This is a genomic window from Collinsella sp. BIOML-A6, assembly GCF_009875845.1.
GTDB lineage: Bacteria > Actinomycetota > Coriobacteriia > Coriobacteriales > Coriobacteriaceae > Collinsella > Collinsella aerofaciens_H.
Genome location: NZ_WWSL01000018.1, coordinates 16,191 through 41,798, shown reverse-complemented (window position 1 = coordinate 41,798; position 25,608 = coordinate 16,191). Strand labels below are relative to the sequence as shown.

The following is a 25,608-nucleotide window of genomic DNA, read 5'->3' as shown; positions in this document are numbered from 1 at the left end:
GCTCTTCGGCTCGTGCGGAATCTACAAAAATCAAACGGCCGGCCCCGGGCATGGCTACGTTGACTTGCTTGCCGCCTGGATGGCGTCTTGGCGCCTAGATACTTTGGCTGAATTTAATTGAACGAAGGACGCTCCTTGTTGATGAGGGGCGTCCTTCTGTTTTTGGTTACTTTGGAACTGTGGTTGCTTTCCTATTTCGCGTCGGCCCAGGTTATGCCGGTGCTGGCTTCGGCGATCAACGGCACGCGGAGGTCCACGACGTGCTCCATGACGTCGCGCACCATCGCGGTCAAGCGCTCTACCTCGTCCACCGGGCACTCAAAGTCCAGTTCGTCGTGTACCTGCAGGATCATGTGTGCGGCAAAGCCTTCTTCTTCCAGACGGCGGCTTACGCGGGCCATCGCGATCTTGATGATGTCGGCGGCGGTGCCCTGCATGGGGTGGTTCATGGCCGTACGCTCACCAAAGCCGCGGAGCTGTGGGTTTTTGGCCTTGAGCTCCGGAATGTGGCGTCTGCGGCCATACATGGTCTCGGCATAGCCCGTCTGCTTGGCACGCGCCACCACATTGTCGAGGAACGTGCGCACACCCGGGTAGGCCTCGTAGTAACGGTCGATCATATCGCGTGCCTCGGCCATCGAGATATGCAGCGACTGTGACAGGCCATAGGCCTGCTGACCATACACGATGCCAAAGTTCACGGCCTTGGCGCGACTGCGCAGGTCGGGTGTCACCTCGGACACCGGCACGCCAAACACGCGCGCGGCCGTCTCGGCATGGAAGTCCTCGCCCTCGTTAAAGGCGCGCACCAGGTGCTCGTCACCCGAAAGATGCGCCAGCAGACGCAGCTCGATCTGCGAGTAGTCCACCGCCAAAAAGACGCTGCCCTCGCCCGCCGAGAACGCCGTCTTGACGGTACGCCCCAGCTCCGAGCGCGTCGGGATGTTCTGCAGGTTCGGGTCGCTCGAGGACAGACGCCCCGTTGCCGTGATGGTCTGGTTGTACGTGGTGTGCACACGGCCGTCGCCACGGCGCAGCGGACCCAGCGTGTCCAGATAGGTCGATTTGATCTTGGACTTCTCACGCCAGTCCAAAATCAGGCGCACGATCTCGTGGTCGCGGGCAAGATCGCTCAACACCTTGGCGTTGGTCGAATAGTAGCCGCGCTTGGTCTTTTTGAGACCCTTGGTCGGAAGCCCCAGAACATCAAACAGCACATGCGAGAGCTGCATGGGGCTGCCGATGTTAAAGGTCTCGTCACCCACCAGGTCGCGAATGCTGCGCTCGACCTCGGAAATCTGGGTGGCAAGCCCCTCGGACAGACTATGCAGACGGTCGGGGTCTACAAGCATGCCCGCGCGCTCCATCTTGGCAAGCACCGGCACGAGTGGCATCTCAATCCCATCGAACACGTTGGCGGCGTTCTCGCGGGCCATGCGGTCGCGCAGCGGCGCCACAAGCGCCAGCGTCAGGGCCGCGGTACGGGCGGCAGGCGCCGGAGCGTCCTCACCAACACCCTCTGTGCCGCGCGCCGCAGGCAGCGCCATCTGCAGATACGTATCGGCAAGATATGTCTCATCGAACTCGGAGCGATCGGAATCCAGCAGATAGGCAGCGACCACGGTATCGAAGATACGCGTGGAATCGGCAGAGAGCGGATCCATGAGCTCGGGCTCAGAAGAATCGATGGGCGACAGCTCGTGCAACAGCGCCTTCATATCCGGGCTCGCCACGCGACCCTCCATAAACAGACGCGCGAGCACGCCGGCAATCACGCCGTGGACGAAGTTGAAGCCCTCAACCTCAGCCGCCGCGCCGCTGTCGCCCTCCTCGAGCGCAAGCAGCCCCTTGGACGTCGCCAACCACAGTGTGCGCGTCAGTCCAAAGAGCGCGCCCTCTTCCTTGTCGTCGTCCACCACGGCGGCGACCCACTCGCCGGCATCAATCGCGCGGGAGACCTCAGCCGCAACGGCGCCAAGCGCGTCAGCATCGCCGGCGGCCGCGCGAACCATCGCAGGCATCTCAAACACACGGGAGACAGCAGCAGCCCCGCCCTCGCCGCCGATCAGCGCCAGGAAACGGTTCTGCATGGCGGTGATACCAAGCGTACCCAGCGCCGCGGAAACCTCGTCGGCAGAAAACGCCGGGAAGGACGTCGCCTCAAAATCGAGCTCGACGGGCGCATCGGTGCGGATGGTCGCCACCTTGCGGCTCAGCAGCGCGTCATCGATGTGTGCGCGCAGGTTTTCGCCCATCTTGCCCTTGACCTCGTCGGCGTGTGCGATGACCTCGTCCAGGCTACCGTACTGTGCGATGAGCGCGCTTGCCTTCTTGGGACCGATGCCCGGCACGCCGGGGATGTTATCGGACGTGTCGCCCTTCAGACCATAAAAGTCGGGCACGAGCGCCGGCGTGATGCCGTGATACAGGTCATCCACGCTCTCGGGCGTCATAATCGCCACGTCGGACAGGCCCTTGCGAGTCGAGACCACGTTGACATGCTCGGTCACGAGCTGATACATGTCGCGGTCGCCGGTCACCAGCAGCATGTCGCAGCCGGCCTGCTCGCCCAGGCGCGCCATAGTGCCCAGGATGTCATCGCCTTCCCAGCCCTCGGACTGCAAAATCGGCACGTTGAGCGCGGCGAGCAGCTCCTTAATCATGGGAAACTGTGCGTGCAGATCGGGGTCCATGGGCGGGCGCTGGGCCTTGTACTGCGGCAGCATCTCCATGCGCACGCGCGGCTTGCCCTTGTCAAACGCCACAACAACGCCGTCGGGATTAAAGGCGTCAATCATCTTGAGGAACATATTCAAAAAGCCAAAGATCGCGTTGGTGGGACGGCCGTCCGGCGCGTTCATGGTGGGCGGCACGGCGTGGAAGGCGCGGTGCATGAGCGAGTTGCCGTCGAGGACGGCAAAGGTACGGCGCTTGTCAGACATATTGAATACCTCGCTTTGGGCTGGGCACGGTTTGCTCACACCAGTTTACACGCTCCCCGCCCCACGGCCACCGCACATCAGGCTTCCCTGCCGCCGCGGGCGCGCACGTGATACGATGGCTCACGGTACATCAACCAGCACGATCGATCCGAAAGGAGCCTGCGTCATGGAGCGTCCCTGCGCATGGAAAAAGTACACGTCACGGCAGATCGAGGAGCTCGAGGAGCTTTGCCGCGGCTATAAGCAGTTTTTGAGCGAGAACAAGACCGAACGCCTGTGCGTCAAGACCGGTATCAAGATGGCCGAGGAGGCGGGCTACGTCAATCTGGAGACCGTGATCGCCGAGGGCCGCGCGCTCAAGGCCGGCGACAAGGTGTACGCCGCCAATCACGGCAAGGACCTCATGCTCGTCAACCTGGGCACTGCCCCGCTCGAGCAGGGCTTTAACATCCTGGGCGCCCACGTGGACTCGCCGCGCCTGGACCTTAAGCAGAACCCCGCCTTCGAGGCCGGCGACATGGCCTACCTCGACACGCACTACTATGGCGGCGTCAAGAGCTACCACTGGGTCGCTTCCCCGCTCGCACTCGTAGGCGTCATCTGCAAAAAGGACGGCACCACCGTCGACATCAACATCGGTGACAAGGCCGACGACCCGGTCTTTACCATCTCCGACCTGCTGATCCACCTCTCGAGCGAGCAGATGGCCAAGCCCGCCAAGGACGCCGTCGACGCCGAGATCCTCGACGTGATCGTGGGCGGCCGTCCCGTCAAGTTCGACGAGGACGACAAGGACGCTCCCAAGGAGCCCGTCAAGCAGATGTTCCTGGATATCCTCAAGGAGCAGTATGACGTCGAGGAGGAGGACTTCCTCTCCGCCGAGATCGAGGTCGTGCCCGCCGGCCCGGCCCGCGACATGGGCCTCGACCGCTCCATGATTCTGGGCTATGGCCACGACGACCGTGTCTGCGCCTATCCGTCCATGCTCGCCCAGATCAATGTCGCCAACGTGGAGCGCACGAGCATCACACTCATCGTCGACAAGGAGGAGATCGGTTCCGTGGGTGCCACCGGCATGACGAGCCGCTTCTTCGAGAACACGGTCGCCGAGATCATGGCGCTCGCCGGCGAGGATAGCCCGCTGGCCCTGCGCCGCGCGCTCGCCCGCAGCCGCATGCTTTCCTCCGATGTGTCCGCCGGCTTCGACCCGGGCTACGCCAGCAAGTTCGAGACCAAGAACGCCGCCTTCATGGGTCGCGGCCTGTGCTTTAACAAGTACACGGGCAGCCGCGGCAAGGGCGGTTCCAACGACGCCGATGCCGAGTACATGGCGCTTATCCGCGACATCATGGACGAGGCCGGCGTGGACTTCCAGACCTGCGAGCTCGGTCGCGTCAACGCGGGCGGCGGCGGCACCATCGCCTACATCATGGCCAAGTACGGCATGAACGTCATCGACTCCGGCGTTGCCGTCCTGTCCATGCACGCCCTGTGGGAGGTCGCCAACAAGGCCGACATCTACGAGGCCTATCGTGGCTACAAGGCCTTCCTCGAGCGCGCCTAACCAACCCTCGTAACTTGCGGTGAAATAGTTCCCAGACATGCCTTTTAACAGGCAAAACAGGAATTATTCCACCGCAACTTCCTTTTTGGTAGAGGAGAGTCCATGCTACAGGTCGTCATTTCGCCCGCCAAACAGATGCGGACAGCTCAAGATGTCTTTGACGTTTGGGGCATACCGCCTTTTGCACATCAGACGGCCCGACTCCATCAGGCGCTGTTGGGCATCGAACGCGAGGATGGCGCGGCAGGTCTTCAGACCCTTTGGAACGTGAGCGACAGGCTGCTTACAGCGTGCCTGGATACGCTTCACGAATTTATGCCCGTCCTGAGCGATACCGACCTCGCCGATCCCGATATCGCGCGTCGAATCTCCCCCGCCGTCATGTCCTATCACGGCATTCAATACCAGAGCATGGCGCCCGAGGTGATGGATTCCGCGCAGCTCGCATGGCTGCAAGACCATCTGTGGATCCTCTCGGGGCTCTACGGATGCGTACGCCCCTTTCATGCCGTTGAACCGTATCGGCTGGAGATGGGCTCGAAGCTTGCCGTCGACGATACCCGAGACCTCTACGCGTTTTGGGGCGACAAGCTCGCACGGGCCATCGCTCCGGCAGGCTCCAACGCTACGATCGTCAACCTCGCCAGCGTGGAATACGCCAAAGCCGTTCTGCCCTGCCTCACCACCGATGCCACGGTCGTCACATGTCTCTTTGGCGAAGGCGTCCGCAACGGCAAGCCCATCCAGCGCTCGACCGCCAGCAAAAAGGCGCGCGGCTCCATGGTACGCTGGATGGCAGAAAACAAGTTCGAGGATGCAAGCGGGCTCGCCGCGTTCGACGTTGGTTATCGTCACTTTCCCGAGCTTTCACCCGCAGGCACCCTCGTGTTCATCAACGAACAGATGCTCTAGAGCCGACACCCGACACTGACCCGCTCAGCCTTCTCTATATAACTTGCGGTGGAATAGTTCCTATTTGAGCCTTTTATCGCACAAACAGGAACTATTCCACCGCAACTTCTATGATTGGCCGGCTAGGCGCGACACCTATTCTGCTAGACCGTCGGCTTTGGCAATTTCATTTGTCGAGCCGTCCTGATAGGTAATCTTGACATGCTCCACCTCGGACGCCGCAACACCCGACGGGGGCTCCAGGCGCCATTCTGTCAGCGCGATATCCATCGTCGTGGGCACATCCCCTTGATCTTTGAGCGCGACCGACAGCGTCTTAAGCGATGCATCGAAGGTCACGCGCTCGATCTCTTCACCAGGAATGGAACCACCGCTCAGCTGCAACTGCACAAACTCATCGCACGGATACCAATAATCACCGGGAGCTGCCACCGTGTTGCCGCCAGAGACCTTCATCGTCATAATCGGTAGGCTATCATCAGCCTCGAACTCCCAGGCAGCGCCGCCTTGACCGCCAAACGTCCAAATACAAAAGGCAATCACCAGCACGGCAAGCGCCGCAAAGCCAATCGCGACCAACCCATGGTGCGCACGGCCACCCTCGGCCGATACATCCCGTTGCGTCTCTCGATATAGATGCATGTCTTCCATGTACGCCTCCCCACAGGCACGCTCGTTGGCCCAATCGTACCCATTCAGGCTATACTTGAGCCCATGACATAACGGGGAGCTTGCAGGACAAGACGGCAGGCTGAGATTGGGCGCGCCCGCCCTGACCCGCAAACCTGATATGGGTAATGCCAACGAAGGGAGCCGTGCCAATGAGCACACAAACCGAGCCCACGCTCGTCACGCAAATCGACTTCGCCCGCGCCGGGCAGATCACACCGCAGATGAAGGAGGTCGCCGAGCGCGAGCATCGCGACCCCGAGTACATCCGCGAGCGCGTGGCCGACGGCCGCATCGCCATTCCCGCCAACATCGTGCATATCAAAAAGGGCATGCGCGCCTTTGGTGTCGGTGAGGGCCTGTCCACCAAGGTCAACGTCAATCTGGGTATCTCGGGCGACAAGGCCGATGCCGCCGAGGAATGGAAGAAGGTCAAGATTGCCGAGGATTACGGCGCCGACGCCATCATGGACCTCTCCAACTCGGGCAAGACGCGCCAGTTCCGCCAGCAGCTCATCGACGAGACACCGCTCATGGTGGGCACCGTCCCCATGTACGATGCCATCGGTTACATGGAAAAGCCGCTGGTCAAGCTCACTAAGGATGACCTGCTCGAGGTCGTGCGCGCGCATGCCGAGGACGGTGTGGACTTTATGACCATCCACTGCGGCATCAACAAGTCGGTTATCAAGACCTTTAAGGAGACCGGCCGCCTCATGAACATCGTCAGCCGCGGCGGCTCGCTGCTGTTTGGCTGGATGGAGGTCACCGGCAACGAAAACCCCTTCTACGAGTTCTACGACGAGGTGCTCGAGATTTGCCACGAGTACGACGTGACGATTTCGCTCGGCGACTCCTGCCGCCCGGGCTGCCTCTACGACTCCAACGACGCCACCGAGACCGCCGAGATGATCGAACTGGGCAAGCTGTGCAAGCGTGCCTGGGCTGCCGGCGTCCAGGTCATGGTCGAGGGTCCGGGTCACATGGCGCTCGACGAGATCGCCGCCAACATGAAGCTGCAGAAGCGTCTGTGCCACAACGCCCCGTTCTATGTGCTCGGGCCGCTGGTGACCGATATCGGCGTGGGCTACGACCACATCACCGCCGCCATCGGTGGCGCCATCTCCGCGAGCTCCGGCGCCGACTTCCTGTGCTACGTAACGCCCGCCGAGCACCTGTGCCTGCCCAACGCCCAGGACGTGCTCGACGGCCTCATGGCCACCAAGATTGCCGCGCACGCCGCCGATATCGCCAAGAAGGTGCCGCACGCCCGCGACATGGACGACAAGATGGGTCGGGCACGCCGCAAACTCGACTGGGATGCCATGTGGAAGTGCGCTCTCGACCCGGTCACCGGTAAGAAGCGCTACGAGGAATCCCCCGCCGCCACCGAGGGCACCTGCACCATGTGCGGCAAGATGTGCGCCGTCCGCACCGTCAACAAGGTGTTCGAGGGCACGACGATCGATCTTGGCATGGAGGACTAGGCTTATCACCACGGTCGGTCGCAGGCCCTCAGCAACGTTCGTCGATTGTTGACGTGTGAACATTTGCTTTCATTTGCGTAAAGATTGCATCACCCGCCCGGGTCCGACATAGAGTTGGCCCGGGCGTCTCTATAATGCAGGCTTAAAGACCCATTTGAATCCAATCGGACAAGGGAGTGAGCATGGATCGCAGTAATGTACCTGCCGTTCTGTCCATCGCAGGATCCGATTCCAGCGGCGGTGCCGGCATTCAGGCCGACATCAAGACCATCACGGCGCACCGCCTGTATGCCGAGACGGCCATCACTGCCATCACGGCGCAAAACACCCTGGGTGTCACCGCCGTGCAGGATATCTCGCCAGATATCGTAGCCGCGCAAATTGATGCCGTCTTTGACGATATCCGCCCGAGCGCCGTCAAGATCGGCATGGTTTCCTCTGTCGAGATTATCGAGGTCATCGCCGACCGCTTGAGCGCTTGGAACGCAACGAACGTCGTCGTCGACCCCGTCATGGTCGCCACCTCGGGCGCGCGCTTGATTGCCGAAGATGCCTCCGAGGCACTCACCCGCCGTCTGTTCCCGTTGGCAACGGTCATCACCCCCAACATTCCCGAGGCTATGGCGCTGCTCGACTACGAGGTCGATTCCGAGCGCACACAACAAAATGCCGCTATGCTCCTCACCCGCCGCTTTGGCTGCGCCGCCTTGGTTAAGGGCGGTCATTTTGTCAACGAGGCCAACGACGTGCTGGCCGAGCCCGCGCCCCTCGATGACGAGGGCAACCGCCTGGGCGATCCGCTCACTACGTGGTTTCGCCACAAGCGCATCGAGACCGGCAACACGCATGGTACCGGCTGCACGCTTTCGTCCGCCATCGCCTGCGCGCTGGCCCAGGGCATGAATCTTGCCGACGCCGTCAACGCCGGCAAGGCCTACCTGACCGGCGCCCTCGCCGCCGGCCTGAACATGGGCAAAGGCTCCGGCCCTGTCAACCATATGTGGCAGTACTAAGCCCCGTCCCAAACCACCACAAAGAACACCTTTGTGGTGGTTCCCGCAAACATCTCGATCTGTAACAGTAACTCGGCAAAATCGACCCTAGCTGTTACAGATCGAGACAAACGACCGAAATCGACCTAAATAATCTCAATCTGTAACATCTAGCCCGTTTTCGGCCTCAGAACTGTTACAGATCGAGACAAAGCGCGACACAAAGCACCGCAAGGGGTACCTTTGTGGTGCTTGGGGTCGCGCTACTCACCGAGCATCTCCTGGAGCTTGGCTGCCACGGCATGTCCCAGGCTCTCGTGGCTTTCGGGCATCATATGCAGATAATCGATGTCGCCCGGCTCGGCAAACTCGGCGGCATTCAAAAAGTCACAGCCAAACTGCTCGGCCACATGCGCATAGTACTCGCCAAAATGCTCCGAGGCCTCAACGGAATGCTTGTCAAAATCGGTCATATATACATCGGCGATCTGCGGCTTGATCTTGATAGGAGCCATCAGCAGAATGCGCGGGCGGGGCGCAGCGTCGGTCCACGGAAACGCGCGGACGGCGCGAATCAGCGCCATGGCGCCACGGGCGATATCGGAAGCCGTCACGTTAAATACCGTCTTACAGTCGTTGGTGCCCAGCATGATCACAATGGCGTCCAGCGGCTTATGGGCCTCGAGCAGCATTGGAAGCGCGCGAATGCCGTTGAGGTTGGTGTCCAGATGGCACATATCGTCGCGCACCGTCGTGCGGCCGTTGAGCCCCTCCTCAATCACATGCCAGCCCTCACCCAGGTCACGCTGCGCCACGCCGCACCAGCGCACATCCTGCGCATAGCGTACCGCGGTGCCATCGCGCATACCAGCCGGATCATAGCCATAGGTATTGCTGTCGCCAAAGCACAGAACGTTTTTCATCGTATGCTCCCCACTCAATAAAAAGCCGACGGGAGCAGCCCCCGTCGGCTCTGCATGTCGCATCACGCGCACCGTTTACAGGTATTTGCGCCAGTCGTCATCATCCTCATCGTCCTCGGCAGCGGCCTGAGCCTGCTCGGCGGCACGGGCGGCCGCGGCGCGGGCGGCAACCTGAGCATAGGACTCCTCATTACGCTCGGGGAAGCTTGCCAACACATGATCAAACTTGGCGAAGTCCTCATCCCAGCGCGTAGAAGGCACGGCAAAGAACACCTGTTTGACCTTGAAGTCACCCGACGCGAGCTCCTTGCGGAAGAGCTCGGCTACAGCCTCGGCATCAAACCCGTTATTCTCGCAGCCCCAAGCACCCAGCACGAGCTTCTCGCGACCCAGCTCGTCGCAGATGGCAAGGACAAAGCGGATACGGTCGCGCAGGGCATCCAGCAGAGCATCGTCGCTCACGCGATACTCCTGGCGGGCGCGCTTAACGTTGGGCGCGGCGGCCACGATCACGTCGGCGTATGCATGCACGTGGTTGCGGTCGAAGCGCACCGCAGGCACCACCAGCGCACGGTTTCGGTAAAGCTCGCAGTTGATGTTGCGGCGACGGTTCTCGCCGTACCATTTGCGCTGCTTATCGAGAACGTTGTACAGATACGAATCGGCGCACAGCGTGGCCTCCTGGCCCAGATAACCCTGAATATAGCCACCGCCCGGATTGGTGAACGAGGCAAAGGCGAGCACGGCCATGTCGCAGAACTGCGCATAGCCACGACCGTTGTCCAAGATGGCCTGCGTGGTGGAGGCATCGAGCACGGTGACCTCGGGCAGAACCGGAGCGGGCTCCTCAGCAGGCGCGGACTCAGCTTCGGCGATTTCCTCGGCAGGCTCAGGCGCTGCCTCGGTCTCGGGCGCCGTCTCGGTCTCGGCAGCCTCCGCGCCCTCGACGTCCTCGGCAACCTGTTCTTCGGTGGCCACAGCACTCTGAACCTTGGCCTTCATCGCCGAGACAAAGCCGGCAGGCATACCGTCAAACTCGCGCACGCCGGCGAGTGAGCGCTCGATGTCCTTGGCGCACGCTTCGGACACAGTTGCCACGTGACGCTCGGCGGCCTTGGCACGGGCCTCGCGCTTGGGATTGGGCTGACCCGCTCGGTTGGACCTGCGGTTACGGTTCCTGTTGTCGACGTCTGCCATACGTGGTCACCTTTCTCGGTCTCTGCCGCTATCGGCTTTTCCCATCCATGATACCCCGCCGCGTACAAAAAAGACGGCCCCGAAGGACCGCCTTTCGCATCGATTTGCACGCACGGCAAGCACCGCCGCAATTCGCCACTAGTCGCGACGGCCGAGGATGTTCAGAATGCGCAGGAACACGTTGATAATATCCACGAACAGGTTAGAGGCCATAAGCACGGCGTTGGGCAGCGTAGGCGGCACCGTCGTGGCAACATAGGTGTCGTAGCCAATAAAGCCGGCGAACACCACGATCACGATCAGGTCGGTGATGGTCTGTGAGACGCCCATGAACATCAGCACGATCTCAACCAGAATAGTAGCGAGCAGAATGCCAAAACCGATGCCATATACGCGCTGGAAAAACTTGGGGAACGTCACGCCCAAGGCGCCAAAGACAAAGGTGATGGCGGCCGTGGCGATAAAGGCAGTGTTGATGGTGGGCAGGTCGTAGTTGGCAAGGCCAAACGACGCGGTCAGGCCAAAGGTGCTCGCAAAGATTACGTAGCCCACAAGGGACAGGCCCACGGACTGCTTGCTGGCGGCGGCCGACATCATGACCATGCCGACGATGGTCAAAATAAATGAGCCAAAGACCAGCGGCAAAGCGGCGCCGCTCATCATCATGCGCGCAAACGACATGGTGCTCGTAAAGTAAGCACCGACGCCCATGGCGCAAAAGCCCAAAAAGATCAGGGCAGACATGACAAGGTTGTACGCGCGCGGCGACATCTCCTTGGCACGGCTTGCACCGGTCTCGATGGGGCCGTTCTGATAGCCCTGGATATCGTTCATACTTCGTCCTTTCAAAAAGCGCACGACAGCGCCGTAGGTGACAAGATTCCTGCCATTGTACCCGAATGCCGCACGTCCTTACCTACGGCGCTCGCCCTCAAGCGTACGATCAAAGGCCCAGACCCACCAACGCATCACGTGTGCCTGCGAGCCGTCTGCCCGCTCGCGCGTCTGGTCCTCCAGATACAACTCGGTCGCGTGCCCGCCAAAACGCACCTTATATGTTGCCGTACGGATGCCGTAGACCATCAGGCCAAACCCGGTGGTCGAGATAATTTCGTCGATCGTAAAACAACGGCCGTCGACCCAGCAGACGGTGACCGGCACGACCTGTCCGCCCGCGAGGATGCGGGCCACGACGTCCACATACTGCTTGTGCACGCGCCGAGTTTTGCCGTCTGTCTGTCGATATTCCATGCCTCCTATTATCGAACGCATGTTTGCATGTTGTAAAGCGAACAGACTGTGGTTTTGGAGTGTCGTAGTAATCGCACGTGTCCGCATGGCGTGTTAGCAAAAAGAACACCCGCGGTCAACAGGGCTAATATTCAATTTTAGTGCCAAAAAGTTCACTTCTCCCATCAGAACTCGGTAAAGAGACCCGCAGGAGGTGATACGATTTATCATGTTTTTGTAACGTGTCTGCAAACTTCGAGAAAGCCCATATATGGACGTAACGTTCTCAACCTTCCTCGGCCAAATTGTGTCGAACCCAGTCCTTGCCGTCACCGTGATCCTCGCGTTGGGCGCCATCTTCGTCAATGGATGGACCGACGCGCCCAACGCCATCGCGACCTGCGTCACTACGCGTTGCATGCCCGCCCGCGCCGCCATTCTCATGAGCGCCGCATTCAACTTCCTCGGCGTGCTCATCATGACGCACTTTAACGCGAGCGTCGCCAACACCATCTCACATATCGTCGACTTTGGCGGAAACAGCACCATGGCGCTCGCCTGCCTATGCGCGGCGCTGTTCTCCATCGTCGTCTACGGCGCCACAGCGTCGCGTTTTGGCATCCCCACCTCGCAAAGCCACAGCCTTATCGCCGGCCTGACCGGTGCCGCCATCGCCCTCGGCGGTGCGAGTAGCGTCAACGTCCACGAGTGGATGAAGGTCATCTACGGCCTGGCGCTCTCCATCGGCCTGGGCTTTGTCATGGGCTGGGTCCTGTGCAAGCTCGTCTCGATTCTTTTCGCCGCCGCCAACAGGCGACGTGCCAATGTCTTCTTTAAATATGCTCAGATCGCAAGTGCCGCGGCCATGAGCTTTATGCACGGCGCGCAAGATGGACAAAAGTTTATCGGCGTGCTCTTTTTAGGTGTCGCCTTTGCCAGCGGACAGACGAGCGTCGGCGACGCCGGCATCCCCATCTGGATCATGCTGCTGTGCTCGGCCACCATGGGCATCGGCACCAGCGTGGGCGGTGAGCGCATCATCAAGTCTGTCGGCCAGAGCATGGTCAAGCTCGAAAAGTACCAGGGCTTCTCCGCCGACCTGGCGGGCGCCGCAAACCTGCTGCTTGCCACGCTCACCGGCATCCCCGTGTCCTCCACGCACATCAAGACCTGCGCCATTATGGGTGTCGGTGCCGTCAAGCGCCTCTCGGCGATCAACTTCGGTGTCGTCAAGGACATGATGTTCACCTGGTTCTTCACCTTCCCCGCCTGCGGACTTATCAGCTTTGTCATGGCCAAGCTGTTCATGATGTTCATCTAGTCAAACCGAACGTCCATCCGGACCGCAATACCTCGCCCACCCGTCTTCGCCTCGAAAGGACCCACTCATGGCAAAGAAACCCGATTCGTTCTACTTTGACAACTACGTCGCCTGCGCCGACCTTGCTGTCCAGGCCGCAGAGTTGCTCATCAAGATTTTTGAGAACTTTGATCCCGCGCATATCCACGACATGCTCGAGGAGATGCATGCGATTGAGCATGCGGCCGACAAGAAGCACCATGAGCTCGAGGATGCCCTGCTCACTGCCTTTATCACCCCGCTTGAGCGCGAGGATCTGGACCTGATGAGTTGCTCGCTCGACACTGTGCTTGACCGTATCGAGGGCGTCGTGCAGCGCGTCTACTTCACCAACATCCAGAGCATCCATCCCGACGCCATCGTCATCGCCCACAAGGTGACTGACGCCTGCCGCGCCATGAAAGACCTGATGGTCGAGCTGCCCAACTACCGCAAGTCCAAGACCCTGCGCGAACTCGTCATCCAGATCAACACCATCGAGTCCGAAGCCGACGAGCTCTATATCAACGCCATGCGCAACCTGCACGTTAACGGCAAGGACCCGCTCGAGGTCATCGCCTGGCGTGACGTGTACGCCTTCCTGGAGTACTGCGCTGACTGCTGTGAGAATGTGGCCGATGTTGTGGATTCGATTGTCATGAAGAACAGTTAATTGGGGGGTACGCGTCCCACCGGCGAAGGCCCGGCACCTATTTGCTTTCTCACTCCGGCTGCACGGCAGAGTCGTTCGAAAGTAAATAGGTGCCGGGCTTTCGCCTTGCGTACCACCGTTGGGAACTTTAGCTGATACTTTGAAAGCGATGGGGCTTTTGTTGGCGGGGCCTTTGGGCCCGACTGGGAACTTTGGGGCCGCCTTAAACGTTTGGGTGAATGGTGCTTTGGGTACCCTTTGTTTTACTTTGGATTGATTCGTTGAATTTGGAGGGCTTGGTTGTGAATTATTTGGATCTGGCTCGGTCTCGGTATTCTTGTCGTTCGTTTGAGGACCGTCCTGTTGAGCAGTCGGTGGTGGATGCCATTGTTGAGGCGGGGCGTATTGCTCCTTCTGCTTGCAATAATCATCCAAGCCGTGTGATGGTGCTTGATGCTCCGGAGTTGTTGGAAAAGGCTGCTGCTTGTCAGCCGCGCTTTGCTCGTGATGGGTCTATCTTTGGCGCTCCGCTTATCTTCCTTATTTGCAGCGTTACCGATGATGCCTGGGTGCGCCCGTATGATCAGATGAACTCGAGTGCCATCGATACTTCGATCGTCTGCGATCAGATGATGATGGAGGCCACCGAGCAGGGCCTGGGAACGTGCTGGGTATGCCATTTTAAGCCTGGGGTGGCACAGGAGCAGTTCAATCTGCCCAAGGGCGTCTATCCCTATCACATGCTCGTCTGTGGATATCCTGCCGACCACATCGCCGATCCCGAGCATCGCGAGGCCCGTACCATTCCCCTCTCCGACTTCCTCCTCAAGTAGGTTTTGGGACATGCCTTAAAACCTACCCTTGACCGCTCACCCGTTCGCCGAGTTCTGCGCCATTATGTGCAGGGCTCGGTTTTTTATGTTACGCACTCCGGCACAGTCATAAAAAAGGACCCGCAAGCTGCGGGTCCTTTCTAGGCACTAAATTGTAGGCCGAATGTTAGTCCAGGTCGTCGGCAGCAAAGTTGTCGATCGGGGCGAAGGGATCGGCCACGGGGACAACCGGGTCAGCGACGGGCAGCGGCTCGGCGGGAACAGTCACTGCAGGAGAAGCGGCAGAACCGACCGGCGTGGAAGCCATCAGATCGGCCGGGAAGGAATTCTGGGCATCGTCCATGAAGTGCTGGATGAGCTTGAGATACTCTGCCTTGAACTCCTCACGGGAAGCCTTGAGACGATCGATCTCCTCGAGCTCGGCCTGCTTCTCGGTCAGAGCCTGGCGGATAACCTCGCGGGCCTTGGCGTCAGCCTCGTTGCGGATACGCTCAGCGTTCTCGTTGGCATCGTTGACGATGGTCTCAGCGGTCTGCTGGGCAGCGATCAGGGCAGCGGAAATCTGGCGCTCCTGAGCGGAGAAGTCAGGGGCGGGAGCAGCCACGGGGGCGGCAGGAACGGCCTGGGCGGCAGCATCCTGAGCCTGGGCAAGCTGGGCCTGCGTATCGGCAAGCTGCTGCTCGGTAGCAGTCAGACGACCCTTAAGGTCGACGATCTTAGCGAGCATAGCGTCAACCTCGGAGGACAGCGTCTCCAAGAAGACGTCGACCTCGGCAGGATCGTAGCCACGCTTGGCCTCAGAGAAAGTCTGAGCCTGGATGTCTGCAGGGGTAATAGCCATAACAAGTCTCCTTTTTCATCGCCTCGGCGCTACACGCCCGACGTAAGTTACTAAGACAGTTCTACACGAGTATACCTATAAGAAGCTGCAGAACCAGCCTCTGCACCAACTGCAACGCAATAATCGCAACGACCGGCGAAAAATCGATACCGCCCATCGGCGGGATGAAACGACGGAACAGGTTGAGCCACGGACCGCACACGCTATCAAGCACCGCAGCAATATCCTGAAGCAAACCACCCTGCTTCATGGGAATCCACGTCATAAAGCAGTAGACGACAATGAGCGTGGAATAGAAGTTGAACAGCGTGTTGACCAGCTGGACGATAGTGTAGATGTTGATGGGAATCTCCTCGTCTTGTCTTTACTTAAGGTAGCCGTCGGCACGAAGCTTCTTGAGATCGGAATCTTTGACCTCGCAACCGGCGGGCAGCACCATGAACACGCGGTCGCCCACCTCCTTGACCGTGGCACCCAGACCGCAGGCAAAGCCGTAAGAGAAGTCCAAGACGCGCTTGGCAACTTCGGTGCGTACGCCCACAAAAATCAGTGCGACAGGCTGCTTGGTGCGAACGCGGCGCACCACAGTCTCCACGTCGTCATAGCTCTCGGGGCGCAGGACATAGGCCGGCAGCTGCGGCGTGGCGTTGATGATATTGCTCGCATAGGCCGAGGCATCGCTCGGTGCAGGCGCGGGTGCAGCGGCGGCACGGGCGCGGGTATTCTCGGCGTAGCTCGACGGCGTGTCATAGGCACCGGGACGATAACCGCTCGCAACACTGTCCTGCGAGCGCGAAGGCGGGTTATACGTCGTGGCATGGCGGGAGTCATCGCCGACCAGCTGACCGGAGCGCGTATACACGGCAACCGACTCAGCTTCACCGCGGCGCGTCTGACCAAGCAGGCCGTTGCTCGGCTCGTCTTGGGTGTAGAAGCCCTCGCCCGAAGCACCGCTGTAGCCGTTGCCCTGATAACTATCGTCATAGCCGTCATCGTAGCCGTAGTCGTCGTCCTGGCCATAACCCTGGTCGTAACCCTGCTGGCCGCCCAGGTGCATCTTATTTTTAATCTCGTCAAGGAAGCCCATGGTTGTGTCCTCTCGCGGTTTAGTGCAGGCGCCCCGATAATCAGTGCGCACTTCAGAGCCTTATTTTACTGCAAACTCCGGGCTAAATACTACCCTGCCCAGGCGAACGAGCGTAGAGCCCTCCTCAAGGGCAGGCTCAAAGTCCTCGCTCATGCCGCAGGAAAGCTCAGGCAGGTTCAAATCGGGATGCGCCGCCTCCAGCTCATCCCTCAGCTCACGAAGCCCCGCAAAGGTGCGGCGTGCCACATCCTTATTCCCCCGGGGCGCCATAGTCATAAGCCCCTGTACGCAAATTCCCTCAAGTTCCGCAAGCTCGCCCGCGTCGGCACGAATCTCATCGGGCGAAAAGCCTCCCTTCGACTCCTCACCACTCACATTGACCTCAATGAGCACACGCTGGGGGCCGGCGAGCTCGCCTGCCTCAATCTTGCGGACAGCACGGCTCGAGATCGCCTGCGCCAGATGCAGCGAACCCACCGAGTGAATCAGCTCGGCTGAGCCCAGCACCGCATTGATCTTATTGGTCTGCAGGTTGCCGATCATATCGAAGCGCACCTCGGGCAGCTCCGGATGCTCCGCCAGACCCGTGAGCTTGCGAACCAGCTCCTGCGGGCGATTCTCGGCAAAATGGCGATACCCCGCCTGGATGGCGGCAACGGTCTCATCGACACCAACGGTCTTGGACACGGCAATGAGGCGCGCGGCGTCGTGGGGACGGCCTGCGCGATCGAGCGCCGCATAAAAACGTTCCAGAATCTGCTCGCGGCGAGCGCGCATCAAGTCCAAATAGTTATCCATTGCCAATCGCCTCCGCTGACAGCCAAACAAGTAGTCCCATGCTATCGCAAGAGCGCGGCCCCGCATGTGCAAGGCCGCGCTCACTTAGGTATTTACAATCTTTCGACGAACGGAATTACTTACTCCTCGTCGTCCTCGCCATCGTCCTCGTCCTCAAGATGATCGAGCAGGTAGCGAAGACCCTCGCTGACCTCGTTAGTGGGCACCTTGGCAACGTAGCGAGCGTCGACGGCGGGCCTCATGATAACACCCTCGCCCGAAGGCACGCGCATGCTCTCGAGCTCATCCTCATCAGTGCAGGCGATATCACCGGCAGTCATACGCTGTCCGGTCAACAGGAAGGTCAGACGGCAGGCGGCATCGATGGAAATCGAGGCGATGCGATCGAGATAGCGCGATACCATGATGGCGCGGCGCAGGTCGTCATAGTTGCTGTCGTCGTCCATAAAATCGCCCGTGTCCATGCGGTTAAAGGTGCGGAAGAACTTCTCGTAGGCGGCGTGCACTGGCTCGTCCTCGACGGCCAAGTTGCAGATGATGGACATGTCGTTGGTGACGAGCGCAGAAAGCGAAGAGCCCAGCACCTGGTAGACGGCCTCAGCCTCGGCCTCGACCGTGCCGACAAGCTCCTTGGGCAGCGAGATGTCGGCCTTGATCATATGACGCGTGGCGCGGCAAATCTGGCGAACCTTATCGGTCATGCGCTGCAGGTTAAAGTCGACGTAGATGATCGTCTGCAGCAAGCGGAAGTCGGAGGCGACCGGTGACTGCGTGGCAATCAGGTTGTAGCAGACGGCCTCCAGGTTGGCGCAGCGTGCGTCAATCGAAAGCGTGCGCTTCTTGGTCTTGGTGGCGAGCTTGCGGTCGTCGGTCACATAGGCCTTCACGGCATCGTGGAGGGCCAGATCGACGGCCTCGTAGATGCTCAGCATCTCGTGACGGGCCTCGATGAGCTGACGGGAAAACAGTTTGCGCATGGTTCACTCCAATCAGTTGGGTGCGGTCATGCCGCCCGCACAGTGAATACGCACCGGACCAGATCCGATCGGCTTGGGACTAGTCGCACCGATCAGCCAAAGCGGCCGGTGATATAGTCTTCCGTCCGCGAGTCCACCGGGCTGGTGAAGATCGCGTCGGTTTGACCATACTCGATGAGCGTAGCGGGCTCGCCGGCAACTTCCTGCAAGAAGAATGCGGTGTAGTCGCTAATGCGAGCTGCCTGCTGCATTGAATGCGTGACGATGATGATCGTCATCTCGGGCGCCAGCTCGGCCATCAGATCCTCGACCTTAGAGACGGACGTGGGGTCGATGGCGGAGCAGGGCTCGTCCATCAGAAGGACATCGGGTTGCACCGCAAGCACGCGCGCGATGCACAGACGCTGCTGCTGACCGCCCGAGAGCGCCAAACCATCCTTGTTGAGCTGATTGGATACCTCTTTCCAGAGGTTGGCGCGCTTGAGCGATTCTTCCACGATGTCATCGAGGTCACTTTTGCTAGTCACGCCCTGCAGACGAGGGCCAAAGGCGACATTCTCGTAGATGGATTTAGGAAATGGGTTGGGCTGCTGAAAGATCATGCCCACGCGACGACGGAGATCGACCGGGTCGACACCCTCGGCATAGATATCGTTGCCGTCGAGCGTCATGGTGCCCTCGACGCGCGTGCCCTCGATCAGGTCATTCATGCGGTTGATGCAGCGCAAAAACGTCGACTTGCCGCAGCCCGAAGGGCCAATGAAGGAGGTGATGGCGTTTTTGGCGATGTTGAGGTCAAGCCCCGTCAGCGCATGAAAGTCACCGTACCAAAAGTTGAAATCCTTGGCCGTAATGGCCGCTTGCTCCAACGTGGGAGCGGACTGATAAACGGACATGGGACTCCTTAACTAGCGACGCTTGCGCGACAGGAAGCGCGCAAACAGGTTGAAGGCCAAAATGATCACCATCAGCAAGAGCGCGGTGCCGTAGGCTGCGTTCATGTTGATGCCGTCGTTGGCAAGCAGGTACAGGTGAACCGTCATGGGGCGGCCGGAATCGAGCGGCGAAATAGGCAGGTTGATGGCCTGGCCCATGGTGTAGAGCACCACCGCGGTCTCGCCAATGGCACGGCCGATGGCGAGGACGATGCCGGTGGCGATGCGGCCAAAGGCAGAAGGAAGCACGATCTTGGAGACAACCTGCCACTTGGTGGCGCCCAGGCCGTACGCGCCCCAACGGATATAGCGCGGAACGGCGCGAATGGCCTCTTCGGTGGTGCGCATGACGATGGGGAGCATCAAGAGCGCAAGTGCCAGAGCGGCAGAGACCATCGAAAGGCCCAGGCCCATAGCCTCGACAAACAAGGCGTAGCCAAACAGGCCCATAACGATGGAGGGCACCGAGGCCAAAGCGTCAGCAGCGTAGCGAATGAGCTCGACGACCTTGCCCTGCTTGGCGTACTCGGCCAGATAGACGGCTGCCAGCACAGCGATCGGCGTGCAGATAAGCATGGCGAGCGCCGTCACGTAGACGGTCGAGACGATCGTGGGCCAAATTCCGCCCTCGGCGTTGACGCCCTGGGGCCAACCGAAGATAAAGTCGAGCGAGATGTGTGGCAGGCCGTTGATGACCACGTAGGCGATGATAGCGACCAGCACCAGCGTGGTGATGTAGGCAGCGGCACGAAACACGCCAAGCATGATCTTGTTGGACAGGTCCTTGTTGATGCGGCCCTTCTTGCCGTGGGAAAGGGCACGCTTGATGCGCTCGCGCGACGAGGTCGTATCGACCGTCGTGTCAACGGAATCGGACATAGCCTACCCCCTCTTCTTCTTGGAAATCAGACGGACGATACCCACCAGCGTGGCGGAGATGATAAACAGGACCACACCCATGCCGAACAGCGCCGAGCGGTGCAGACCCGAGGAATAGCTCATGTCGAGCGCAATCTGGCTCGTGAGCGTCGAGATGGGGCTCGCAATGCTGTCGGGAATAACCGGGGCGTTACCTACGACCATGAGCACGGCCATGGTCTCGCCGATGGCACGGCCCATACCCAGCACGATGGCATCAACGATACCCAGCTTCGCGGCAGGTAGCACGACCTTATAGATGGTCTGCCACTTTGTGGCGCCCATGGCATACGATGCCTCGCGAATGCCCATGGGAATGGAATTGAGAGCATCGATGGTGAGCGTGGTGATGGTAGGGACGATCATGATGGCGAGCACAAACCACGCCGTCAGCGCACCAAAACCAAGGCCGCCGGTCAGTTGTGCGATAAACGGGCGGATGATGATCATGCCAAAGAAGCCGTAGATGATGGAGGGTATGCCCGCCAGCAGGTCAACGGCGGGGCTGATGAGCTTGCGCACGCGCTTGCCGGCGATCTCGACCAGGTACACGGCCGTGCCCACACCTAGCGGCACGCCCATGGCGAGCGCACCGACGGTCACCAGACCTGAGCCGGCAAGCAGCGACATGATGCCGTAGTGGCCCTCAGAGGGCGCCCACGTAAAGCTAAAGAAGTCCGCCAGACCGATGTCGGTAAAGACGGGCAGCGCCGAGTACGTGGTAAAGACAAAAATCAGGATGACGGTAACGACCGCCAAAAACGCGCAGGCAAAGAAGATCCACTGCAGCGCCTTCTCCTTGATATAGGTACTGCGCGATACGAGCGCCAGCTCGCGCTTCTTGGGTGCCTGAGCATTCTGCTCAGTCTGGGAGTTTTCCTGTGCTTCCATGCTACTCACTCCCCTTCTCGTCGTTGGTGACGGGAATAAAGCCCGCCTCGCGAATCTGCTTGTCCATCTTTTCGGACGTCACGTAGTCGATGTAATCCTGCGCCTGCTGCGAAGGCGCACCCTTCACAAAGAAGTAAAGGTCGCGCGAGATGGGATAGCCGCCGCTCGCGACCGTCTTCTCGGACGCCTCAACATGATTGACCGAGACGGCCTTGACCGAGGTCTTGGCGTTGAGACTCTCGACAAAACCCAGCGAGATGTAGCCAATAGCGCCACGCGAGCGGGACACGACATCGCGTACCTGGCCCGTACCCGAAAGAACAGCCGAACGGCGATCGAACGGCGTGCCGTCCATCACGATGGTACGGAAGGCCTCGCGCGTACCGGACGCCTCGTCTCGGTTGATGACCTGAATCCTCAGGTCCTCGCCACCGACTTCTTTCCAGTTGGTGATCTTGCCGGCGTAGATATCGCGGAGCTGCTCGGTCGAGAGGTTATCGACGGGGTTGTCGTCGTTCACGATGACCGCAATACCGTCGTGGGCAATGACGATGGGAGTCAGGCCCAGATCCTGTTCGTCGGCATTGAGTCCACGGGAGGAGCTGGCGATATCGGCCGTGCCGGCGCTGACGGCCTCGATGCCAGCGGAAGAACCCAAACCGGAAACGAGCACGTCGATGCCGGTCTCCTCCTTAAAACCCTCGGCCGCAATCTCGGCGATAGGAAGGCAGGTCGTGGAGCCAGCGACGGTAATGGAAGAGGTGGAAGATCCCGAAGAACAGGCGCACAGCGTAAGCGTAAGCACAGCGACGCTCAGGACCGATACGATCTTTCTCATAGCATCACGCCGATCGCAGCATGGCGCCCACAGGTGCCACCCTCGTTGCGGTAGGAATAAAAGCGGTCGTTCTGACGCACAGTCGAAAGCTGGGTATCCACGATATTATCCGCGTCGACACCGACATCTACCAGCGCCTCGCAAATGGCAGCGGAAAGATTGAGCATGCGAGAGGTGCTCGCATCGATGCACGAGAACTCGGCGGCAAAGCGATCCATGAGTTCCTGGGATACCTCATATTCGTCACCCAAGATATGGGGGCCGATATAGGCGGAAACGTCGCTCGCATCGCAGCCGGCAGCATCGCAAAGCGCCTGGCACGCCTTGGCGGAAATACGTGCAATCGTGCCCTTCCAACCGGAGTGCACCACGGCAAATCCGCCGGGGGCCACCAGCACCACGGGAACGCAGTCGGCAAAGCAGAGCAGCACGGGCACGTTATGCGCCGTGCAGACGATGGCATCACAGCCCTCGGCAATCTGCTCGCGAACGTCCTCAAGGTCATCGGCGCCGTTCGAGGTCACCGCAACGATATGATCACCATGGACCTGATTGGGAACGAGCAGGTTGTGCTCGCACTCGGCGGCACCCATAGCCTCGAGCGCACGACGACGATTTTCTTGAACAGCAAAGGGGTCATCGCCAACATGCGAGCCCAAGTTGAGTGAGGAGTACGCATCTTCGGAAACGCCACCGGCGCGCTCGGTGAAGGCAAAGCGAACAACGGATGTCGCGCCCTCCACCAACGTAACTCCATCATGGTCGACACGCGAAACTTTGTCCGCACGTGCTGCCATACTAAAGCCTCCTAATAACACAAGTACCGCGGCATCGCCGCTACAGCCCGCGTTTATACGGCTGTCATACTTCTCTAAAAGGATACCTGCTGCGCTGGAGGCAATCGTAAAGGGAACGTAAAGAGATTGGATACTCGGGTTTACAGAGTCAAAACAAAAGGGGCGCACCCATACGGATGCGCCCCGGTGCAAAATAATGAGATGAACAACTTAGAAGCTGCCACGCTTGAGGAAGTCGGGAAGCTCAAACTGGTCGTTGCCAAAGTTGGGCAGCTCGGTACCACCGACGTTGCGGGTCGGAGCGGCCTGAGCCGGGCTGGCAGCCGGAGCAGTGCGCTGCGGCTCAGCGGAGGCAGCGGCCTTGCTCTGAGACTGCTGAGCAGCAAAGAGCTCGTCCTGACGGTTGACGTTGGAGTCGGAGAAGCCCGTAGCGATGACGGTGATACGCACCTGATCGCCCAGGGACTCGTCGACAACGGTACCGAAGATGATGTTGGCCTCGGGGTCGACGGCGTTGGCGACAACGTCGGCGGCGTCGCTGATCTCCTGGATGCCCAGGTCCTTGGAACCGGCGATGGAGAGCAGCACGCGCGTGGCGCCATCGATGGAGCTCTCGAGCAGCGGGCTGGAGATGGCCTGCTGGGCAGCGTCGACGGCACGGGTGTCCCCAGAGGCGGTACCGATACCCATCATGGCGGTACCGGCCTGCTTCATGATGGTCTTAACATCGGCGAAGTCCAGGTTGATGATACCGGGGACGGTGATGAGGTCGGTGATGCCCTGGGTGCCCTGGGAAAGGACGCCATCGGCAATCGCGAAGGCCTCGAGCATGGTGGTCTTCTTCTCGGCGATGTCGAGCAGCTTATCGTTAGGGATGACGATCATGGTGTCGACGCAATCGGAGAGGGTCTTAATGCCCTCCTCGGCGCTCTTCTTGCGCTTGCGGCCCTCGAAGGTGAAGGGCTTGGTCACGACGGCGACGGTCAGCGCACCGACCTCGTTCATCGCGATATCGGCAACGATGGGAGCAGCGCCGGTACCGGTGCCACCGCCCTCGCCGCAGGTGATGAACACCATGTCGGCGCCAGCGAGCGCCTCGGCAATGTCGTCGCGGGACTCATCGGCAGCCTTGCGGCCAACCTCGGGGTTGGCGCCGGCGCCCAGGCCGCGGGTAAGGTCGGTGCCGATGTGCACCTTGATATCGGCATCAGAGATCGCGAGTGCCTGAGCATCGGTGTTGATGGCAACAAACTCGACGCCGCGGATGCCCTCTTCGATCATTCGATTGACCGCGTTGGTACCGCCGCCGCCGACGCCGACCACCTTAATGACGGCAAGGTAGTTGTTGATCTCTGTCTCGTGCATGTCGGTCCTCCGAACAAAGGTTATAGCCATAGCATGGGTCGACCCCTGCGCACATTAACCTTCAGGTTGAAAGTAAATGCAAAGGTAAACCGTATTATGTTTGCACATTATGAACGTATCAGTCAAATAATTGACCGTGAAAACCAAACAAACCAGATAAACGGCGTGGTATGGCCCCTCAACAAAGCCATTTAGGATGCTAGGCGGTCGGTGCGTTCCTAAACGTGTAGTTGCCCGGAGAGCGCACATTGATATAGGTTACGCCCTCTACCTGCGAAAGTAGCTTGGTCACGATGCGTTCTTTCTTGGCGATATCATCCGAATCGCCCAGCGACACCTCGACGCCATTGTCGAGATTTGCCGAGATGGCCTCAACGGAAGGCGTGGAAATATCCTTCACCTGGCCCAAGAACTCGCTCGAAAAACCGCGTGCGTAATCCAGGCCGGCCTTGACGGCCTTGGAGCTCACCGCCCGACCCGAAACCGGTGCGACATCGGCCGAGACATCAGTCAACAGCACGGCACCGTAGTGCTTGGCAAGCGCCAGGGCCGCATCGATGCCGGTCAGGGTGTTGGCACCCTCCCCCGATGTAATGACGCTCCCTTGGTCGTCCACCTCGACAGACGTCGACAGCGGAGCGATCCAGGTGTCATCGTCTCCGATCGCCCAGGCAAGGTCGTCGGAACTGATATACGCAATGGCGATAACTTTACGCTCCGTCGGCGTGATGATAAGCGTATGGGGAAACTGGCGCTGGATATCCACGCCCGAGACCCACGGGTTTTGCTTGAGGCCCTCGGTGATCTGATCGGGATCCACGTTAAAGAGCGACGTGTTCTCGGGAAGATTGATGAGTTGCATGGCGTCGTGCTTGGTCACATGCTCGCTACCATAAATCTGAATATCGGTTGCGGCAAACAGGCCAGAGTTGATGACGACGATGGCAATAATGGCAAGTACGGCCACGGCTGCCAGGATGCCGCCCGCGATCTTGCCCTTACCCTTAATGGCAGAAGCGGCGTCGGCCGTCTTGCTTGCCATGGCACCCAGCGATGGCAGAGGATTGATGCCCTTTGTTGCCGAAGACGCCTTGGCGGCGGGTACCGATGTCAGTGAACGCGGCTTAGCGCCAGCAAACGTACGACTGGCATGCGGCGCACGAGCTCTCAGCGAAGGCCTGGTCGTCGTCATGGGTCGGGAGGTCTTGGTGCCCATCGCCGGCTTGGGCGTCACCGAAGGACACGGAGCCGGACGACTCGTCTTTTTAGAAGCGGGGCGTCCTCCCAGCTGCGAGCCGACGACCGGGCGCTTGGCAGGACGAACGGGCCCAACAGACTTGGAGGGCATGGCAGGCTTATGTTGAGGCTGGGCAGGCGCGCCGGAACGCCCTCCGGCGCGGCGGAAGGTTGGTTTCGTCGCT

General features: G+C 60.0%; 25 protein-coding genes and 1 riboswitch. Of the genes, 7 read left to right on the top strand and 18 right to left on the bottom strand.

Annotation, left to right across the window (positions count from 1 at the left end):
* Positions 1-191: 191 nt before the first annotated feature.
* Positions 192-2,942 (bottom strand): DNA polymerase I, encoded by a 2,751-nt coding sequence (gene polA, locus GT495_RS07240; RefSeq protein WP_161162110.1) that lies wholly within the window; start codon positions 2,940-2,942, stop codon positions 192-194.
* Positions 2,943-3,108: 166 nt separating this feature from the next.
* Between polA and GT495_RS07235 the strand changes: the two genes are divergently transcribed.
* Complete coding sequence (locus GT495_RS07235) at positions 3,109-4,506, top strand: aminopeptidase (protein ID WP_161162109.1); 1,398 nt, start codon at positions 3,109-3,111, stop codon at positions 4,504-4,506.
* Positions 4,507-4,608: 102 nt separating this feature from the next.
* Positions 4,609-5,418 carry a YaaA family protein gene (locus GT495_RS07230; RefSeq protein ID WP_161162108.1) on the top strand — a complete coding sequence of 270 codons (810 nt, stop codon included), beginning with the start codon at positions 4,609-4,611 and terminating at the stop codon, positions 5,416-5,418.
* A 135-nt stretch (positions 5,419-5,553) separates the two neighbouring features.
* On the opposite strand, the gene GT495_RS07225 is transcribed toward GT495_RS07230, so the two are convergent.
* On the bottom strand, positions 5,554-6,069 hold the full coding sequence (locus GT495_RS07225; RefSeq protein WP_161162107.1) for a hypothetical protein: 516 nt from the start codon (positions 6,067-6,069) through the stop codon (positions 5,554-5,556).
* A gap of 62 nt (positions 6,070-6,131) precedes the next feature.
* Positions 6,132-6,248: riboswitch (TPP riboswitch) on the top strand.
* On the opposite strand from GT495_RS07225, the gene thiC reads away from it, so the two are divergent.
* A complete protein-coding gene (thiC, locus tag GT495_RS07220) occupies positions 6,240-7,574 on the top strand; it encodes a phosphomethylpyrimidine synthase ThiC (protein WP_152073991.1) in 1,335 nt (444 codons plus the stop codon). Its footprint overlaps the riboswitch before it by 9 nt.
* Before the next feature lie 182 nt (positions 7,575-7,756).
* On the top strand, positions 7,757-8,587 hold the full coding sequence (gene thiD / locus GT495_RS07215; RefSeq protein ID WP_161162106.1) for a bifunctional hydroxymethylpyrimidine kinase/phosphomethylpyrimidine kinase: 831 nt from the start codon (positions 7,757-7,759) through the stop codon (positions 8,585-8,587).
* Between the two features lie 242 nt (positions 8,588-8,829).
* On the opposite strand, the gene GT495_RS07210 is transcribed toward thiD, so the two are convergent.
* From GT495_RS07210 to GT495_RS07195, 4 genes are all read right to left on the bottom strand, one after another.
* Positions 8,830-9,489: an SGNH/GDSL hydrolase family protein gene (locus GT495_RS07210; protein WP_161162105.1), complete on the bottom strand. Its 660-nt coding sequence runs from the start codon at positions 9,487-9,489 to the stop codon at positions 8,830-8,832.
* A 75-nt stretch (positions 9,490-9,564) separates the two neighbouring features.
* Positions 9,565-10,686, bottom strand: a complete 1,122-nt coding sequence (locus tag GT495_RS07205; protein WP_161162104.1) for a TIGR02452 family protein — start codon at positions 10,684-10,686, stop codon at positions 9,565-9,567.
* A gap of 138 nt (positions 10,687-10,824) precedes the next feature.
* A complete protein-coding gene (locus tag GT495_RS07200) occupies positions 10,825-11,520 on the bottom strand; it encodes a Bax inhibitor-1 family protein (protein ID WP_161162103.1) in 696 nt (231 codons plus the stop codon).
* A gap of 78 nt (positions 11,521-11,598) precedes the next feature.
* The gene (locus GT495_RS07195; protein ID WP_156327678.1) at positions 11,599-11,937 is read right to left on the bottom strand and encodes a hypothetical protein; all 339 of its coding nucleotides are present in this window, start codon (positions 11,935-11,937) and stop codon (positions 11,599-11,601) included.
* A gap of 250 nt (positions 11,938-12,187) precedes the next feature.
* On the opposite strand from GT495_RS07195, the gene GT495_RS07190 reads away from it, so the two are divergent.
* The 3 genes from GT495_RS07190 (at position 12,188) to GT495_RS07180 (ending at position 14,740) form a co-directional block, all read left to right on the top strand.
* A complete protein-coding gene (locus GT495_RS07190) occupies positions 12,188-13,237 on the top strand; it encodes an inorganic phosphate transporter (protein ID WP_117640318.1) in 1,050 nt (349 codons plus the stop codon).
* A 67-nt stretch (positions 13,238-13,304) separates the two neighbouring features.
* Positions 13,305-13,928 (top strand): DUF47 domain-containing protein, encoded by a 624-nt coding sequence (locus tag GT495_RS07185; protein WP_022094501.1) that lies wholly within the window; start codon positions 13,305-13,307, stop codon positions 13,926-13,928.
* Positions 13,929-14,209: 281 nt separating this feature from the next.
* On the top strand, positions 14,210-14,740 hold the full coding sequence (locus GT495_RS07180; RefSeq protein WP_161162102.1) for a nitroreductase family protein: 531 nt from the start codon (positions 14,210-14,212) through the stop codon (positions 14,738-14,740).
* A gap of 166 nt (positions 14,741-14,906) precedes the next feature.
* Here the strand turns inward: GT495_RS07180 and GT495_RS07175 are convergent, their stop codons facing one another.
* The 12 genes from GT495_RS07175 to GT495_RS07120 form a co-directional block, all read right to left on the bottom strand.
* Positions 14,907-15,581 (bottom strand): DivIVA domain-containing protein, encoded by a 675-nt coding sequence (locus GT495_RS07175; protein ID WP_161162101.1) that lies wholly within the window; start codon positions 15,579-15,581, stop codon positions 14,907-14,909.
* A gap of 61 nt (positions 15,582-15,642) precedes the next feature.
* The gene (locus GT495_RS07170) at positions 15,643-15,888 is read right to left on the bottom strand and encodes a YggT family protein (RefSeq protein ID WP_227790178.1); all 246 of its coding nucleotides are present in this window, start codon (positions 15,886-15,888) and stop codon (positions 15,643-15,645) included.
* Between the two features lie 57 nt (positions 15,889-15,945).
* Positions 15,946-16,668, bottom strand: coding sequence for a cell division protein SepF (locus GT495_RS07165; protein WP_055251691.1), 723 nt, complete (start codon positions 16,666-16,668; stop codon positions 15,946-15,948).
* Positions 16,669-16,728: 60 nt separating this feature from the next.
* The gene (locus tag GT495_RS07160; protein WP_161162100.1) at positions 16,729-17,466 is read right to left on the bottom strand and encodes a YggS family pyridoxal phosphate-dependent enzyme; all 738 of its coding nucleotides are present in this window, start codon (positions 17,464-17,466) and stop codon (positions 16,729-16,731) included.
* A 119-nt stretch (positions 17,467-17,585) separates the two neighbouring features.
* Positions 17,586-18,443, bottom strand: a complete 858-nt coding sequence (locus GT495_RS07155) for a PhoU domain-containing protein (protein ID WP_161162099.1) — start codon at positions 18,441-18,443, stop codon at positions 17,586-17,588.
* 92 nt (positions 18,444-18,535) lie between these two features.
* Entirely contained in the window at positions 18,536-19,339 is an 804-nt protein-coding gene (gene pstB, locus GT495_RS07150; protein ID WP_089571588.1) for a phosphate ABC transporter ATP-binding protein PstB, read from the bottom strand.
* Between the two features lie 12 nt (positions 19,340-19,351).
* Entirely contained in the window at positions 19,352-20,257 is a 906-nt protein-coding gene (gene pstA / locus GT495_RS07145; RefSeq protein WP_006234250.1) for a phosphate ABC transporter permease PstA, read from the bottom strand.
* Positions 20,258-20,260: 3 nt separating this feature from the next.
* Complete coding sequence (gene pstC / locus GT495_RS07140) at positions 20,261-21,187, bottom strand: phosphate ABC transporter permease subunit PstC (protein ID WP_117820381.1); 927 nt, start codon at positions 21,185-21,187, stop codon at positions 20,261-20,263.
* Between the two features lies 1 nt (position 21,188).
* Positions 21,189-22,025, bottom strand: a complete 837-nt coding sequence (locus GT495_RS07135) for a phosphate ABC transporter substrate-binding protein (protein ID WP_161144730.1) — start codon at positions 22,023-22,025, stop codon at positions 21,189-21,191.
* Entirely contained in the window at positions 22,022-22,822 is an 801-nt protein-coding gene (locus tag GT495_RS07130) for a polyphenol oxidase family protein (protein WP_161162098.1), read from the bottom strand. The genes GT495_RS07135 and GT495_RS07130 overlap by 4 nt, the downstream gene beginning before the upstream one ends.
* 210 nt (positions 22,823-23,032) lie before the next feature.
* Positions 23,033-24,187, bottom strand: a complete 1,155-nt coding sequence (gene ftsZ / locus GT495_RS07125) for a cell division protein FtsZ (protein ID WP_117647221.1) — start codon at positions 24,185-24,187, stop codon at positions 23,033-23,035.
* A 199-nt stretch (positions 24,188-24,386) separates the two neighbouring features.
* The gene (locus tag GT495_RS07120) at positions 24,387-25,535 is read right to left on the bottom strand and encodes a cell division protein FtsQ/DivIB (protein WP_240128137.1); all 1,149 of its coding nucleotides are present in this window, start codon (positions 25,533-25,535) and stop codon (positions 24,387-24,389) included.
* Positions 25,536-25,608 lie beyond the last annotated feature (73 nt).